This window comes from Saccharicrinis sp. GN24d3, from assembly GCF_052400645.1.
GTDB lineage: Bacteria > Bacteroidota > Bacteroidia > Bacteroidales > Marinilabiliaceae > Saccharicrinis.
This window is the reverse complement of the sequence record NZ_JBQTGI010000020.1, coordinates 26,233-40,763: the sequence shown is the minus strand read 5'-3', so window position 1 is coordinate 40,763 and position 14,531 is coordinate 26,233. Positions and strand designations below refer to the sequence as shown.

The 14,531-nt window shown below is 39.0% G+C and carries 11 protein-coding genes; 7 read left to right on the top strand and 4 right to left on the bottom strand.

The window, feature by feature from the left end; genetic code table 11:
• Window positions 1–323: 323 nt before the first annotated feature.
• The 3 genes from ACT29I_RS20230 to ACT29I_RS20220 all read right to left on the bottom strand — a co-directional run bounded on the left by ACT29I_RS20230 (window position 324) and on the right by ACT29I_RS20220 (window position 3,795).
• Window positions 324–785: a YciI family protein gene (locus tag ACT29I_RS20230; protein WP_444794259.1), complete on the bottom strand. Its 462-nt coding sequence runs from the start codon at window positions 783–785 to the stop codon at window positions 324–326.
• 66 nt (window positions 786–851) lie between these two features.
• Window positions 852–2,387 carry an AbgT family transporter gene (locus ACT29I_RS20225; protein ID WP_430933955.1) on the bottom strand — a complete coding sequence of 512 codons (1,536 nt, stop codon included), beginning with the start codon at window positions 2,385–2,387 and terminating at the stop codon, window positions 852–854.
• Between the two features lie 202 nt (window positions 2,388–2,589).
• The gene (locus tag ACT29I_RS20220) at window positions 2,590–3,795 is read right to left on the bottom strand and encodes an S-adenosylmethionine:tRNA ribosyltransferase-isomerase (protein WP_430933954.1); all 1,206 of its coding nucleotides are present in this window, start codon (window positions 3,793–3,795) and stop codon (window positions 2,590–2,592) included.
• 428 nt (window positions 3,796–4,223) lie between these two features.
• Between ACT29I_RS20220 and ACT29I_RS20215 the strand changes: the two genes are divergently transcribed.
• Complete coding sequence (locus ACT29I_RS20215) at window positions 4,224–5,222, top strand: Smr/MutS family protein (RefSeq protein ID WP_430933953.1); 999 nt, start codon at window positions 4,224–4,226, stop codon at window positions 5,220–5,222.
• 3 nt (window positions 5,223–5,225) lie between these two features.
• Here the strand turns inward: ACT29I_RS20215 and ACT29I_RS20210 are convergent, their stop codons facing one another.
• Entirely contained in the window at window positions 5,226–7,445 is a 2,220-nt protein-coding gene (locus tag ACT29I_RS20210; RefSeq protein WP_444794258.1) for a sensor histidine kinase, read from the bottom strand.
• A 291-nt stretch (window positions 7,446–7,736) separates the two neighbouring features.
• Between ACT29I_RS20210 and ACT29I_RS20205 the strand changes: the two genes are divergently transcribed.
• From ACT29I_RS20205 to ACT29I_RS20180, 6 genes are all read left to right on the top strand, one after another.
• Window positions 7,737–8,315 carry an RNA polymerase sigma factor gene (locus tag ACT29I_RS20205; protein ID WP_430933951.1) on the top strand — a complete coding sequence of 193 codons (579 nt, stop codon included), beginning with the start codon at window positions 7,737–7,739 and terminating at the stop codon, window positions 8,313–8,315.
• A gap of 53 nt (window positions 8,316–8,368) precedes the next feature.
• A complete protein-coding gene (locus ACT29I_RS20200; protein ID WP_430933950.1) occupies window positions 8,369–8,707 on the top strand; it encodes a hypothetical protein in 339 nt (112 codons plus the stop codon).
• Between the two features lie 9 nt (window positions 8,708–8,716).
• The gene (locus ACT29I_RS20195; RefSeq protein ID WP_430933949.1) at window positions 8,717–9,253 is read left to right on the top strand and encodes a Spy/CpxP family protein refolding chaperone; all 537 of its coding nucleotides are present in this window, start codon (window positions 8,717–8,719) and stop codon (window positions 9,251–9,253) included.
• 179 nt (window positions 9,254–9,432) lie between these two features.
• Window positions 9,433–10,005: a Spy/CpxP family protein refolding chaperone gene (locus tag ACT29I_RS20190; RefSeq protein ID WP_444794257.1), complete on the top strand. Its 573-nt coding sequence runs from the start codon at window positions 9,433–9,435 to the stop codon at window positions 10,003–10,005.
• A gap of 178 nt (window positions 10,006–10,183) precedes the next feature.
• Window positions 10,184–11,083, top strand: a complete 900-nt coding sequence (locus tag ACT29I_RS20185; protein ID WP_430933947.1) for an ABC transporter ATP-binding protein — start codon at window positions 10,184–10,186, stop codon at window positions 11,081–11,083.
• Window positions 11,084–11,149: 66 nt separating this feature from the next.
• Window positions 11,150–14,518: a golvesin C-terminal-like domain-containing protein gene (locus ACT29I_RS20180; RefSeq protein WP_430933946.1), complete on the top strand. Its 3,369-nt coding sequence runs from the start codon at window positions 11,150–11,152 to the stop codon at window positions 14,516–14,518.
• Window positions 14,519–14,531: the final 13 nt, after the last annotated feature.

Below are 14,531 nucleotides of genomic sequence, written 5' to 3'. Positions count from 1 at the left end.
CGTGAACATTGAAAGTGCAATAAAACAAGGCTTTACTGAAACGAGGCATCACTTGTCCCGATTACTTTCAGGAGCATCGTTATGGTGAGTTGAAGTGAAGCAGCGGAGTGCCTTGTTTTGAAACAATTTCAATGTGTAATAGATTTTCTAATGCATATTGCGGGTTGAAATACTATTTCACGGGAATACATTCTTCCCCAGGTCCTGAGACTTGGGGGGAACACCATCTCAGGCGGAGGGATAGGGGTATGCTTTTAACTTTGGGAGTTACTGCTAAACAAATAGAAATAGGATTTGAAGCTACCGGGAATGCCTTCGCTGTATCAGAAACCTACTTTCCAAACTTTGTCTGAAGCTTCCAGGTAATCCGGTAAGGCCGCAGAACCGTACCAGCCATATAATTCTGCGTCCAGAAGTTCTTCTTTAATGGCAGGATCTGTTTTGAGCAAGATTTCAGCTTCCTCTGTGGTAGGAACATCTAAAATAAATATGCCTCTGTAGGACTTATCGTTTTTTGACAAAGGGCCTGCCACTATCATTTTTCCTTCTTTAACAAGCCGCTTTATGTTTTGCAGATGACCTGTAAAACAGCTGTCTATGAAAGCCTTATCCGTAGTTTTATGGCCGCCTGTTTTTAGCATCACCAGTATATATCTTTTCATGCCGTAATCGTCAGCACCAAATTTTTTGGCCAGTTCGGCATCGTAACATGGGTTTGTTTTTTGTGCAGCCGCGGACACATGATGCATGAATAGTATAAAAAGAACAAATAGTATAGTCTTCATATTTTTAGGTTTTATATACGTACGTTTTAATAATCAAACGGTTAGTAAGAATCCGGCACAAAATACTTATGGCAGATTATAATATATCTCCGCACCAGGTCCAAGAGGTAATCCTGTTAATAGCCAGACAACCAAAAGCAAAATCCACACCACCAAAAAAATCATGGTATAAGGAAGCATGGTAGCAATAATGGTTCCTATGCCGGCTTTGGGGTCATATTTCTGAACAAAAGCAATAATAAGGGCATAAAAACTCATCATGGGGGAAATTACGTTGGTTACGCTATCACCAATTCGATAAACTACCTGAGAGAGTTCAGGTGAGTAGCCCATAATCATAAACATGGGTATAAAGATAGGGGCAAGGATGGCCCATTTGGCAGAGGCACTACCCATCAGCATATTAATGGCTGCGGAAAGCAGAATAAACAGTATCATCAAGGGTATAAGACCAATATCGGACGACATCAGAAGACCGGCCCCTTTAACAGCAAGGATAATGCCCAGGTTGCTCCATTTGAAATAAGCGACAAATTGAGCGGCAAAAAAGACCAGAACCAGATACGAGGCCAGCGTTTTCATTGATTTGCCCATCCCGTTCATGACGTCCGCATCATTGCGGAAAGCTTTGGTGGTAAAACCGTATATCAAACCCATTAATCCTGCCACTATAAATAACATAGACACAACACCTTTAATCAAAGGAGAGTTAAGGAGGCCTCCCTCTGTTCCCCTGAAAAATCCGTTTTGCGGTATGATTCCCACAAGGGTGACCATTAGAATCGTCAGAAACAATATCCCGGCGTACATTAATCCTTTCTTTTCCAATTTCGAAAGGTGATCAAATTTTTCTTTCAGGTCATCCTCGTTTTTAGTATAACTGCCCAACCTGGGTTCCACTATTTTTTCGGTAACAATTGTTCCGGCAAAAGCGATCACAAAAGTGGAGGCAACCATAAAATAATAATTGGCTGTTGGGTTTACCTGATAATTAGCATCCAGGATGTGGGCTGCTTCCTGCGAAAGACCGGCCAACAAGGGATCAACGGTGCCCAGTACCAGGTTGGCGCTAAAACCACCCGAAACCCCGGCAAAAGCAGCTGCCATACCGGCAATTGGATGCCGGCCAACGGCCATAAAAATGACTCCCGCCAAAGGAATCAACAATACATAGCCAACATCGGAGGCGAGGTTGGAGAGGATGCCCGTAAAAACAAGAATAAAAGTGAGTAGATGTTGCCTGGAATTTAACACCAATAACCGGATGATGGCGCTGATGAGTCCGCTTTGTTCCGCAATGCCAATGCCCAACATCGCCACAAGCACAATTCCCAAAGGCGCAAAACCGGTATAATTGTCAACCATATCCAGAATAATGCGGTGTAGGCCATCCTTCGAAAGAAGATTAACCGGTGTAATGGTTTCCTGGGTTCCGGGATGAATGACTTCCCATTGTAAAAAGCTCCCGATGGCGGAAAGGATTAAGGCTGATAAGGCAAATAAGGCAAAAAGAGTTGCCGGATGGGGCAGTGCATTGCCGGCCTTTTCGGTCCAATTAAGCATTTTGTCAAATATGCCCCGTTTTGTTGAAGAGTTTCCCATAAACCAAATATATTATTCGAATATCACTAAAGATAAGAAATAACTTGACTTTTGGTTTAATGTGCAAGGTCACTTATTGAACTCATCGTAAAACTACCGTTAGTTATTTTGTTATAAAACGACTTGTTTTACCGTTAACTTCGATTGATATGTCAAGAAAAATATGAATGATGTGTTGTAATGCGGATCCTTTATATGCCCATCAGCCCCTAAACAATAATGAACTATCCCCATAACTTAAAAATCTAAAATTGTGGTTGAGCGCATATTCATATATTTTTTTCCAATTATCGCCTTTTGTAAAAGCGGAAACAAGTAAAAGTAATGTACTATTCGGCTGGTGGAAGTTGGTAATTAACCTGTCCACGACTTTAAAATCGTAACCCGGGGCGATTAAAATACCCGTATAACTTTCAAGGATGGTTCTATTCTCATCCATTAAATATTGTTTGAGCCTGCCTATGGCCTCCTGTAGCGAGTAATGCTGAGGCAGGCTGTATGCATCCCATTGGTTTATAAATAGTTCGTTTGTGTTCTGTAATAATTTTACACCAATCCAATACAGACTTTCCAGCGTGCGAACGGTAGTGGTTCCCGTACTTGTTATATTCCCTTCGTACTTTAAAATGAGATCCAGCGTTGCCATATCCACAAAAAAGTGTTCTATATGCATTTCGTGGTCACCGATAGATGCAGACTTGACAGGTTTGAATGTTCCGGCACCAACATGAAGTGTAACCGGCGCCGTTTTAATATTGTTCTCTTTTATTTTGTTCAGTATTTCATCTGTAAAATGAAGTCCTGCCGTTGGTGCAGCAACCGATCCTTTATGATTCGAATATACGGTTTGATAACGCAAAGTATCTATTTCTTCAGATTTGCGATTCAAGTATGGTGGGATCGGAGTATTTCCAATGGCGTCCAACAAATCACCAAAACTGATATCTTCCTGATCCCAACTAAACTCTATGTGCTGGGCATCTTCTAAAACTTCTTTTCGCGTTATGGTTAAGTGCACCACTTGGCCATTTATGACTATGGTTTTTGAAAGGCTTCCTTCTTTCCATTTCTTTGAATTGCCAACGATACATTTCCATGTTGCCCTTCCTTTTACCTGAAAAATCATGGCTATATCAGACGGTTCAACGGGTTCCAGACAAAAAACTTCGATGATGGCTCCGGTTTCTTTTTGAAATTTTAACCTTGCCTGGATTACTTTGGTGTTGTTGAACAACAGTAGACTATTTTGAGGTAGTAAAGAAGGTATGTTGTTAAATTTATGTTCGGTTATTGTTTTGTTAAAGACAAGAAGTTTGGAATCCGATCGGTTTTCCAACGGGTATTTTGCAATTCTGTCATCCGGCAAATCATACGTGTAATCTTCAATTCTTATCTCCTGTATATTCATCGTTCTGTAATTAATTTCGCATGCAAAAATAATCATTTAGCCGTTAGGTAACCAAGCAAATTGTATAAAGCAACGTTAATTTATCGGAAAAGGAGTGTTAGCTAAGGATGCTATGTTTGCCTGTGGTTATGTAGTGTTGGCTTAGAATGATTCTAATTAAGATTGATGTTTCTTAAGGAGCGTTTATTCTTGGTTGAGTTTGTGATAATAAACTTATATTTGCTGCCTTTGTGATTATGAAAATAGGTGATACAATAGGTAACAAATTATCGTATTTTGCGTAATTAAACAAGGCAATGTTAATGCGTTAATAACGTATTTTTACTGTAGGGATTTAAGTACATGATCATGTGAATCGAATAAGCAACGGATGTATTAAAGTATGATGCATTTATTCGCGATAGATTCATCGAACTAAAAATAAACACATGAAAATTTCGGTTGGAGATAAGGTAAGGTTTTTGAATGAAGTTGGTGGAGGAGTTGTAAGTCGGACGGAGGGGGACGAAATGGTATACGTGCTGGATGACGACGGATTTGAAGTCCCGGCGTTAAGAACCGAAGTCGTTATAGTGGAAAAGCATAGCAAGGTGAATACCCCGGGCAATGCCGTTGGCGAAATGGAGCCGGATGGTTATGAGTTTGAGGAGAGCGACGAGGAGGGTGAACCGAAGCTTTTGCTGGCTTGCACCAGCGATAAGGATTTACCCGGTAATATCAGACTTTACTTAATAAACGACTCTAACTTTTTTGCCTTTTATAGTATAGGGCGTTGCAACAATGCTAACATCATTAATGCGTATCATGGCACCATAGAGCCTAATACCAAGTTAGCACTCGATAATCTGGCCATTAATTTTGTAGATGGCGTGGAGTATGAATGCCAGTTGGTTTTATTCAGGAAAAGTAAAGAATATACGCCCATTAAACCGTTGGAGAAGAGGTTTAAATTTTCCGGTTCCAAACTTTTAAAAGAAAATAGTTATTCTAATAATGCCTATTTAGAGGATAAAGCCTTTTTAATATATCTGCTGAAAGATACCTTCGAAAGAAAACTGGAAGAATTATCGACCCAGGAAATAAAAAAAGCGGTGGCCCAAAAGGAACAGAAACCAAGGGTTAGGAAAGCGGTGCGAAGGGACGACAATGAAATTCTGGAGATCGATTTACACATACACGAACTGTTAGATGATACCAGAGGTATGTCAAACAAGGAAATACTGGAGTATCAGTTGGGTAAGTTCCACGAAATTATGAATGAGAATAAAAATCGGTCAAATCGAAAAATAGTATTTATTCATGGCAAGGGCAATGGGGTTCTTAAGTCCGAAATCATCAAAAGCCTAAATAAGAAATATTCATGGCATAGCTATCAAGACGCCTCCTTTGAACAATATGGCTTTGGCGCAACCATGGTTAAGATATAGAGTCTACGCTGAAGGAATGGTAAAGGTAAAGACAGATCCGTGGTTGGGTTTTGATTCTACAGAAATTTCTCCGCCCAAAAGGTGAACCAAACTTTTTGTAATGGATAATCCCAGGCCGGTTCCCGAAAGGAGTTTCTTTGAAGATTTTTCCGCTTGTCTGAAGCGTTCAAAGATTATTAACTGATCTTCAGGCGTAATTCCTTCTCCGGTATCAGACACGCTAATGGTGAGCATGTTGTTTTCCCCATTTACATATTTCAGCACTATTCCTCCATCGTGCGTGAATTTTACCGCGTTAGAAACAAGATTTAAAATTATCTGCTCTAGCCTATAAGGATCAGAGTATATATAGTGGGGTGTTTCTTTGATATTTTTGTCAATGATCAACGATATAGGTTTGTTTCTGGCTTTGATTAAGGCGTTACCTGCAAACTGTATGTTATTTAACAAATGGTTGAGATCGAATTTCTCTTTTCGGATCATCAACTGCCCCGATTCAATCTTAGAAATATCAACAATGTCGTTGATAATATGCAATAGGTTTTCGCCACTGTTTTTTATTTGGGCAAGGTAACTTGTTTTTTCTTCGGCATTCAAATCCTGACACATCAAAATATCAGAGAAGCCGAGTATGGCATTCATCGGTGTACGTATCTCGTGGCTCATATTGGCCAGGAACGAAGATTTTAAGCGGTCACTTTCTTCTGCTTTGTCTTTTGCTATTTTTAGCCGGGTTTCAAATTCTTTTTGGGCCGATATGTCCATGATGATTCCCGTGATTCGCACAGGCTTATCATTTAGGTCGCGCTCGGTAATCTTGCCATTGATAGAGAAATACCTTAATGTCCCGCTTTGGGTATACATCTGTATTTCCAGCTTGAAAATAGGTATGGCACCATGTAGATGAAGCAATAAGGCCTCCTTTATTTGCGGTATATCATCCGGTCGAAATAGTTGGCGCCAGTTGGTAATACCAATTTTTAATTCGCAGGCGGAAGGATAACCTAAAAGGGTAGCAAAATTATTGTTATATACAATGTTTTTTGATCTCAGTTGAATATCCCAGAGTCCTTCATTGGCACCATTTAAAGCCAGTTCTAACCTTTCTTCACTCTCCATTAATTTTAATTCTACATTTTTTCTTCTGATGATATTGGTCATCAGCAAAAAAATGATACCAATCAAGACGATCAAGGTGCTTAGAAAATATAACAACTGCTTTTTAAACCTTACGTAAAATGGGATATGCTTATTCAGGAAAATAGCCCGAGACGGTAAATTGGTGTATTTAAGATGGTATTTTTTTATCAGGTTAAAATCAAACGTCAGATTGTGTTTTGTGTTTATCAGATCTTCAAAATGCTTGTCCGGGTTTTCTATTTTCTCTTTTAATATACTGGCGACTTCATAACCTTGATCATATCCAGAGATCAGGCTTCCTCCAACGATAAAATCTCCCAGAAGAAAATTCCAAAAGCTGTATATAGGTATATTGATATCCTCCAATAATTCTTTTCCAACATCTTTCATCTCAACGGGAACTTGATATTTGTTGGAATATAAACTTAAAAGTATGATGGCCTTATGGTCCGGAACGATTTTTTTAAGAGTGTCTCTAATCTCTTCGTAACTACTTCCATCTAAAATCTGATAAGGGATTCTTTGGTTATACCTCTTCAGCCTGTCTAAAAACTGGTTCAGAAATATTTTACCGGAGAGGGTTTGGTCGGAAATTATTATAAGTGAATCAATATTGGGTTGAAGAAGAAAAATAGTGTTTAAGGTATTTCGAACGTCTATATCTTCCTTGACGCCTTTAATTCTTTCGGCATCGTATTCGAATAATTCGATATTATTTACTCCACAAACAGTTACAGGGATGTTTTTATTCCAGATACTATCTCCCTTTTCCAGAAAAAACTCAAATGCGTAATTATCGGCACATATTATACCATCTATATCTAATTCCGAATACTTAAACTTATACAGGTTTTCAAGTTCATAAAAGGTAGCTTTGTTCTGGAAACGTTTATAATCCATGTATTCTACAAAAACACGGGTTTCATCCTTAGGCCCAATACCGTCCATTACTCCTCTTGTTATGTCATCCGTCCATTGATAACCTGTGTGATAGGATTGGAGTAAAAGAATTTCCTTGATTTCTTTTCCTCGTGCCTCCACAAATAACAGGAGTAATGCAATGATTGACAGGGACAATTTCATGTGACTTAACTATAAAATATGTTGTTGTTTTAGGTATCAATAGTTGTTAATGTTAAAACAAGATGATTGCAATAAGATGGACGATTTTGACATTGTATCGGTATTAAGTAACATATAATCAGTCCAAAGCCTTATGTTAAAAAAAATTAAAGATCCATTGATTTAATAAAGATAGAAAAAAAGCTGAAAGTTGGCTTTTTCAAATTATAGTTTATGGTCGATTTTATTTTAATTTTGGTGAGGGGTATTTTCAGATAAGTCGTCTAAACTCCTAAATAGCATTGGAACCATATGGTGCAACAAGAACAAGAGCTTGTAAGTCAAATATTAGCGGGTGATATCCGGAGCTTTGAAGCGTTGGTGAACGTATTTAAAGATCGGGTTATTAATATCTGCTATTCCTATGCCAATAATTTAACGGATGCCGAAGACATATCACAAGAAGTATTTGTGGAGGTATTTAAATCGCTGAAAAAATTCAAAGGCGATTCTTCTTTATCAACATGGGTGTTTCGGATTGCCTCCAATAAATCGCTGGATCATATTCGTAAACAAAAAAGAATAAAGAGGGGAGCAGGATTAACATCATATATCGAGGATTTTAAAAATAATGATTGGTCTGCAGGAGATATGGAGCATCCGGACGAAGATATGATTCAAAATCAAAGAAAGGAATTGTTGTATAGCGGACTTGCAAAGTTGCCCGCCAGACAAAAAGAAGCTTTCGTATTGACCCAGATTGAAGGAATGGATCAACAAACCGTGAGCGAAATAATGAATACTTCGGTAAAGAGTGTGGAATCATTGGTTATGCGAGGTCGCAAAAAACTGAAATCGGTACTCGAAAAACAAATTAAAGAATATTTGTAAAAAAGTGAGGGGATAAAACTAAGTTGTCGTCTAACAAAGAAAGGAGCAAGAACATGAAGAAGCTGGATAAAAAAATAGATCATGAGATTGACCGAATATTGCAAAGCGGAGTAAAAAGGGAAAACGTAAATACGTCTCCTTTTTTTACCACCAATGTGATAGGTAAAGTTGAGCAGTTGGAAGATAAACAAGTCTGGTTTTCAAGGTTATCGTTGGTATTACGGCCGGTTTTAGTTTTATTGGTTATTGTAAACATGGTTAATTATTACATGTACAATCGATCTTCAATTGCAGAAACTTCGAACAATAACAATATGGAGTTAGCTGTTAACGATTATGTTGCCTGGAACAGTGATTTCATTTTAACCGATGATATCATAACTGACAATTAATTACTTTAGATGGAGAAGAAACATTACATTATAATCATTGCTGTCCTGGTTGTTCTCAATATTTTTTCGTGGAGGATTTGGTGGGAATCGCCAAGGCATCGCGACCTAAATAATAAGGAGCAAATCGAAAAAGGACGCAGCCGCAGAAGTGGCGATGGAGGAATGAGTTTTTTTGCTGAAAGATTGAAACTCACTCCAGCGCAACAAAAGGACTTCGAACAATTAAAAAAGTCATATTTTAAGGATGTGGAACTAGTTAAAGATAGTATGAACGCGATACGTAAGCGTTTGGTCAATACCATTAGCGAATCAGGCGATACAGCATCGAGAGAAATTCTGTTTAAGGAAATGGCATCTTATAAATTGGAGATGGAACAGCTTACCATGCAACACTTTGTTAATATGCGCAGCATATGTAACGATGAGCAAAAACAAATATTTGATAAGCTCATAATAAGAATCATGGAACATTCGCATGTATTTAAAGAACCGGGAAAATCCCGTGGCAAAAATAAACGTAGTGAGAGCTCTGAGCGTCGGGAATAATAGTGAAATATCAGGTAATAGTCTTGTAGGAACTTAGTTTGGTTTCTGATTTAATCCAATGGCATAAGTATTCGTTTAATTCATAATGGAACATTTATGAAAATGGAAAAGTAATGTTTAAGCCTGATAACCAGATTAGACTACGAAAAACAAAAAAAAAAATTTTAAATTTTAAAGCAATGAAAACGAATAAAAGAGTAAAGTTGATGACAGCGTTTGCATTAATGGGCGTATTAATAATTGGCAGCGCATGGGGTTACGGTGATCAGGATGGTCGCAGAGGTAAAGCAGGACATGGTGAATTTGGCCCTAAAAACGGATTGAATTTAACCGATGCCCAAAAGGAAGAAATAAAAGCTTTAAAAATTAGCTTTATGAAGGATATGACGCCTGTAAAAAATGAGATAGGTATTAAAATGGCTGAGCTAAAAGCTGCTTCAACGGGCGATAACGTAGATACCAAAGCGGTCAACAGGCTGTTGGATGAGATAGGTAAGCTCAAAACAGAAGTGGCCAAAAAACTTTTTGCCAATAAACAAAAAGTACGCAGTTTGTTAACCGATGAGCAAAAGGTTATTTTTGACGCACATGCCGCAAAAGGGCGCAGAGGCGGACCTGGTAAAGCAATGCGTCAAGGACGTCAGGGGCGTCATGGTGATTTTCAAAAGAGAATGAAAGGGCAAGGCCGTCCAGGTCAGAGATTGGGCGGTGCAGATGCCGAATTTGATGTAGAAATCGACATTCAAGAATAACAGTGGTTTGGTTTTATTCCTGCCGGAGTGCTCTGTTTCAGATGCACTCCGGCAGCGATTTAGTGAATGTGTGGCAAATTGACATATTCATAAAAGTAATTTAAAACCAAAGTGCTACTATATCCTTTCATTTTATATATATTTGGTGGCAATCTTCTAATTCTTAAACTTCTTCACATTGGATATTTCTATTCAAAACCTGAACAAGGTATACAAAAATAATTATCAGGCACTAACTGATGTTAACCTAAACATTGATTCGGGAATGTTTGGTTTGTTGGGCCCTAACGGAGCAGGTAAGTCTACCTTAATGAAAATACTGGTTACTTTACTCAAGCCATCCAGTGGCGAGATCATGGTAAATGGTAAACCATTGAGTAAATACAGGAAAGAGGTGCGGGCTATGATTGGCTACTTACCTCAGGATTTCCGTTTTTTTGCCAAGTTAAAAACCTACGAGTTTTTAGACTATGCCGCTTCCCTGGCAGGTATCAACAACAGAAAAGAAAGAAGGGACGAAGTAGAGAAATTACTGGAACAGGTAGGTTTGTTTGAGGTCAGAAACCGATTTGCCAATAAACTTTCCGGGGGTATGAAACGGCGATTGGGTATCGCACAAGCCATTGTCGGAGATCCCAAGATTGTTATTGTGGATGAACCAACCACCGGACTCGACCCGGAAGAACGCATCCGTTTTAGGAATATACTGGCCGACTTAAGCCAGAAAGATGTTATTATAGTCTTATCTACTCATATTGTTGGAGATATTTCCAGTACTTGTACTCAGATGGCATTGCTCAACGAAGGGAAAATTGGTTTTACGGGTAGCCCAAATGAGTTTTTGGAAATGTCGAGAGGAAAGGTTTGGCGAACACATGTGGGGTTTGACCTCATGGAAGAATTTAAACAAAAATATCCGGTAATCACAACTATTCCCGATGCCAACGGGTATGAGGTGGAATTAATTGCTCCAAATTCGAACGGGTTTAACGGGCTGTCCATTGAACCGAACCTGGAACATGCTTATGTTTATTTTATGGAATATGAGACAAGTCCGGAGAGTATCTTACATATTTAAAAAGATAAGTTTAATCCGACCTAAAATTAAAATCTAATATCATAAACCGAGGAAAAGTAATTATCAATGTATAACCCTTTATTTACAGTAGCCCGATTCGAAGTTAAAACATTATTGCGCAGCTGGTTTTTCAGAATATTCTCGCTTATTGCTATTGGCGTATTATTAGTCTTTAATATTGGTGCTGCTACAGAAATAGGTAGGGCTAATTGGCCCGATAGGATGATGGTAGGTGGTTTGCCCTATATGAATCTGTGGGTATTAAATATCGTACAAGCTATTATTGCCGTATTTCTTTCCGCCGATTTTTTAAGTAGGGATAAAAAGCTGGATACCACAGAGGTTATCTATGTGCGTAATATGTCCAATTTTCAGTATGTTATAGGTAAAACTTTGGGTATCCTGACCGTATTCGGCGGACTTAATCTGGTCGCATTGGCCATCACCTTCGTTATGAATTTCATAAGCCCCGATGCCGGTTTTAGTTTGCTAACCTATGTGTTGTATCCCCTGATCATTTCATTTCCAACCTTGGTATTTATTCTGGGACTGTCGTTTTTTATAATGCAATTGGTCAGGAACCAGTCCGTTACATTTATATTGGTGCTGGGATATATCGCCACCACAATTTTTTATTTAAAAGGAAAACATTTTGGCGTATGGGATTTTATCACTTTTAATACCCCCCTGGCATATTCATCGTATGTAGGTTTTACCAATGTAACCCAATTACTTTTAATTAGAGGCGGATATTTCTTAATTGGTATCGCTTTTATTTTATTGACCATATATAAATTACCTCGGTTATCACAAACAAAATTGGGCAGTAAGGTCATGGTGCTTCCCGCTGTGCTGATTATGTTTATGGCTCTTTCCGGAATAAGTTATTACTTATGGGGTAAAATTAATAATGAAAAACAAATACAACGTCAAGCCCAACTCGAAAAAGAACTCCCTATAAATGCAGGGTATGAGATATCCGACTACGATATTGTGATGGAGCATAAAGGGAATCATCTAACTGGTAGTGTTAGCTTCAATGTGGTTTCCTCAAAAAATGAAAATTTCCCCGCTCAGTTAATATTCTTTTTCAACAATGGACTTAAGGTGAAAGAGATTCTGTTAAATGGGAGCCGGGTGAGTTTTACTCAGGAATTAAACCTTTTGTACATCAACAATAATTTAAAATCTGCCGAATCGCTTCCTGTTCGTATATCATTTAAAGGAACACCTAACGATAAACTGGCCTATTTCGATATTAGCCGGGAGGAACGAGATGCTTTGCATCGCTATGATCCATTGGTAGCCGATAAAAAAAGCTGTTTTTCTACTTCCAATTATGTATTACTTACTAAAGAGAGTTATTGGTACCCGGTTGTGGCAGAACGCAATGCGCTAAGAATACAAAAATTCTTCACTTATAACATGAAGGTGAAGTCATCCAACGGGCTAAATTTTATTTCGCAAGGAATCAAAACAAACAATGACGGATGGACTTATTTTAAAGGGGATAAGCCGTATACTAAAATTAGTTTGGCTGCGGGGCATTACATAACTAAATCCATTGATGTAGATAGTGTTAATTACGCTGTCTCGGTTCGTGAAGATGGTTTTTTCTTTGAGAAGTATTTCGAAAATCTAAGCGATACTTTACCATTCTTAATTACCGAAATTAAAGAAGACTACGAAAGAAAACTTGGCGTAAGGTACCCTTATAACAGATTGTCAGTTGTAGAGGTACCATTGCATTTTTATGCACATTTTAGAGGTTGGTCCATCAGTAACGACAATACCCATCCCGAAATGATTTTTGTGCCCGAGGTAGGAGCAGGAATTAATGATTTTAACCTGGCCAGCAGGTTCCAGAACGAGGAGCGAAGAGCAAAAAGAGATAATCTTGAATTATTGGATAAGGAATTGGAGACCAATGTTTTCATGAACCTGATTGGTAATACTTTTGCTCAGCCTGTTCAGAGCCGAAGGTTTTTCAGGAACGAAAATAATGTGGGTCGAACCCTGGATAGTTGGAGTGCCTATTCTGTTTTTCCGCTGTATTATAACTATGTATATGCATTAAACGAGAACGACTTGCCCTTTTTAAATATGTGTCTGGAGTCCTACATGCTAAATCGTGTGCACAGCTCCAGTGGCCGTTTTGGCAGGATGAGCTCTACCGACAAGTCCATTTTGTTTTTAAATAAGAATAAAGGAAGTTTAAAGGAGCTGGTGGATAAGGATGACCTGGAAATTAGCATAGCCGATATTATTGTAACGGTTGGAAACAATCAGTTTGCCATAGCCCAATCGAGAGTGGGGGTGGATAACTTCAGCACCTACATCGATAGCCTTCTGGGTGCAAATAAAATGAAGGTCATCGACCAGGGAATACTAAATGAGCTGATTACAGGCGATAAGCATGGAAAAAACACGATTGATGCGGAAACCAGTATCGCGTTACCTTCCTTTTTATTTGGCGAAAGCCAGATTTATGAATTTAAGGACGGAAACAGGAAAAGATATTATGTAAGTATAGAGGTTGCAAACCAAGGTGAAACCGACGGTATTGTTAAAGCTTCCTTATTTGGAGGTAGAAGTGGACGAGATGGTGGAGGTAGTCGCGGCGGCGGCGGTAACCGCGGCGGCGGTGGCCCCGGCGGCGGACGAGGAGGAATGACATCCAGTTTTGAAGAAATTTACCTGATTGAGAAAGGTCAAAATGTGCAAATCGGTATCGTGTTGGATAATGCACCGCGTATGATGTCTATTCACACATACCTTTCAAAAAATGTTCCTTCGGATGTACGTTTCCCGATGGCCGATTTTGAAGAGGCACCTGCCGGGTTTAGTGCTCTTGTTGGTAAAACGCCGTTAAAAAAGGAGATAAAACTAACTCAACCCAACGAGATAATCGTAGACAACGAAAATGAGGGATTCTCCGTGGTGAACACATCCGGTAGAAAAACCTTAAAGGAGATGATATTGACCAGTCAGGACGAAGAAAATGAGGAGAACGGATCGGAATATAAAACATTATCTTTTTTCCGACCGCCGGCCAGATGGACCCCCGTGTTAAATTCTTTGGCCTTTGGAGAATATACTAAATCAGTGTCCTATAAAAAGGCTGGGGATGGTAACGCCGTGGCCCAATTCAAAGCCAAACTAGGAGAGACAGGAAGATATAACCTGTACGCGATGATCCCATCCCAACGACTGGGCAACTTTCGCGGACGAGACCCGAAGGATGCAGTTTATACATTTACCGTATATCATGATGATGGCCAAGACATGGTAGAAGTGCCTGTTGACCAGGACGACGCCGATTGGGCCTTTCTTGGAGAATATTATTTTTCGGAAGGGGACGCCGTTGTAGAGCTCTCTGACAAAACAACCAAAAGGGTGGTGATTGCCGATGCCGTTAAATGGGTGAAGCTGTAAGAGAAATAAATTA

Excerpts from the sequence above, each read along its gene's own strand:
- ACT29I_RS20205 (WP_430933951.1), top strand. The coding sequence starts at position 7,737 with ATGGTGCAACAAGAACAAGAGCTTGTAAGTCAAATATTAGCGGGTGAT.
- ACT29I_RS20200 (WP_430933950.1), top strand. The coding sequence starts at position 8,369 with ATGAAGAAGCTGGATAAAAAAATAGATCATGAGATTGACCGAATATTG.
- ACT29I_RS20220 (WP_430933954.1), bottom strand. The coding sequence starts at position 3,795 with ATGAATATACAGGAGATAAGAATTGAAGATTACACGTATGATTTGCCG.
- ACT29I_RS20225 (WP_430933955.1), bottom strand. The coding sequence starts at position 2,387 with ATGGGAAACTCTTCAACAAAACGGGGCATATTTGACAAAATGCTTAAT.
- ACT29I_RS20215 (WP_430933953.1), top strand. The coding sequence starts at position 4,224 with ATGAAAATTTCGGTTGGAGATAAGGTAAGGTTTTTGAATGAAGTTGGT.
- ACT29I_RS20210 (WP_444794258.1), bottom strand. The coding sequence starts at position 7,445 with ATGAAATTGTCCCTGTCAATCATTGCATTACTCCTGTTATTTGTGGAG.
- ACT29I_RS20180 (WP_430933946.1), top strand. The coding sequence starts at position 11,150 with ATGTATAACCCTTTATTTACAGTAGCCCGATTCGAAGTTAAAACATTA.
- ACT29I_RS20230 (WP_444794259.1), bottom strand. The coding sequence starts at position 785 with ATGAAGACTATACTATTTGTTCTTTTTATACTATTCATGCATCATGTG.
- ACT29I_RS20190 (WP_444794257.1), top strand. The coding sequence starts at position 9,433 with ATGAAAACGAATAAAAGAGTAAAGTTGATGACAGCGTTTGCATTAATG.
- ACT29I_RS20195 (WP_430933949.1), top strand. The coding sequence starts at position 8,717 with ATGGAGAAGAAACATTACATTATAATCATTGCTGTCCTGGTTGTTCTC.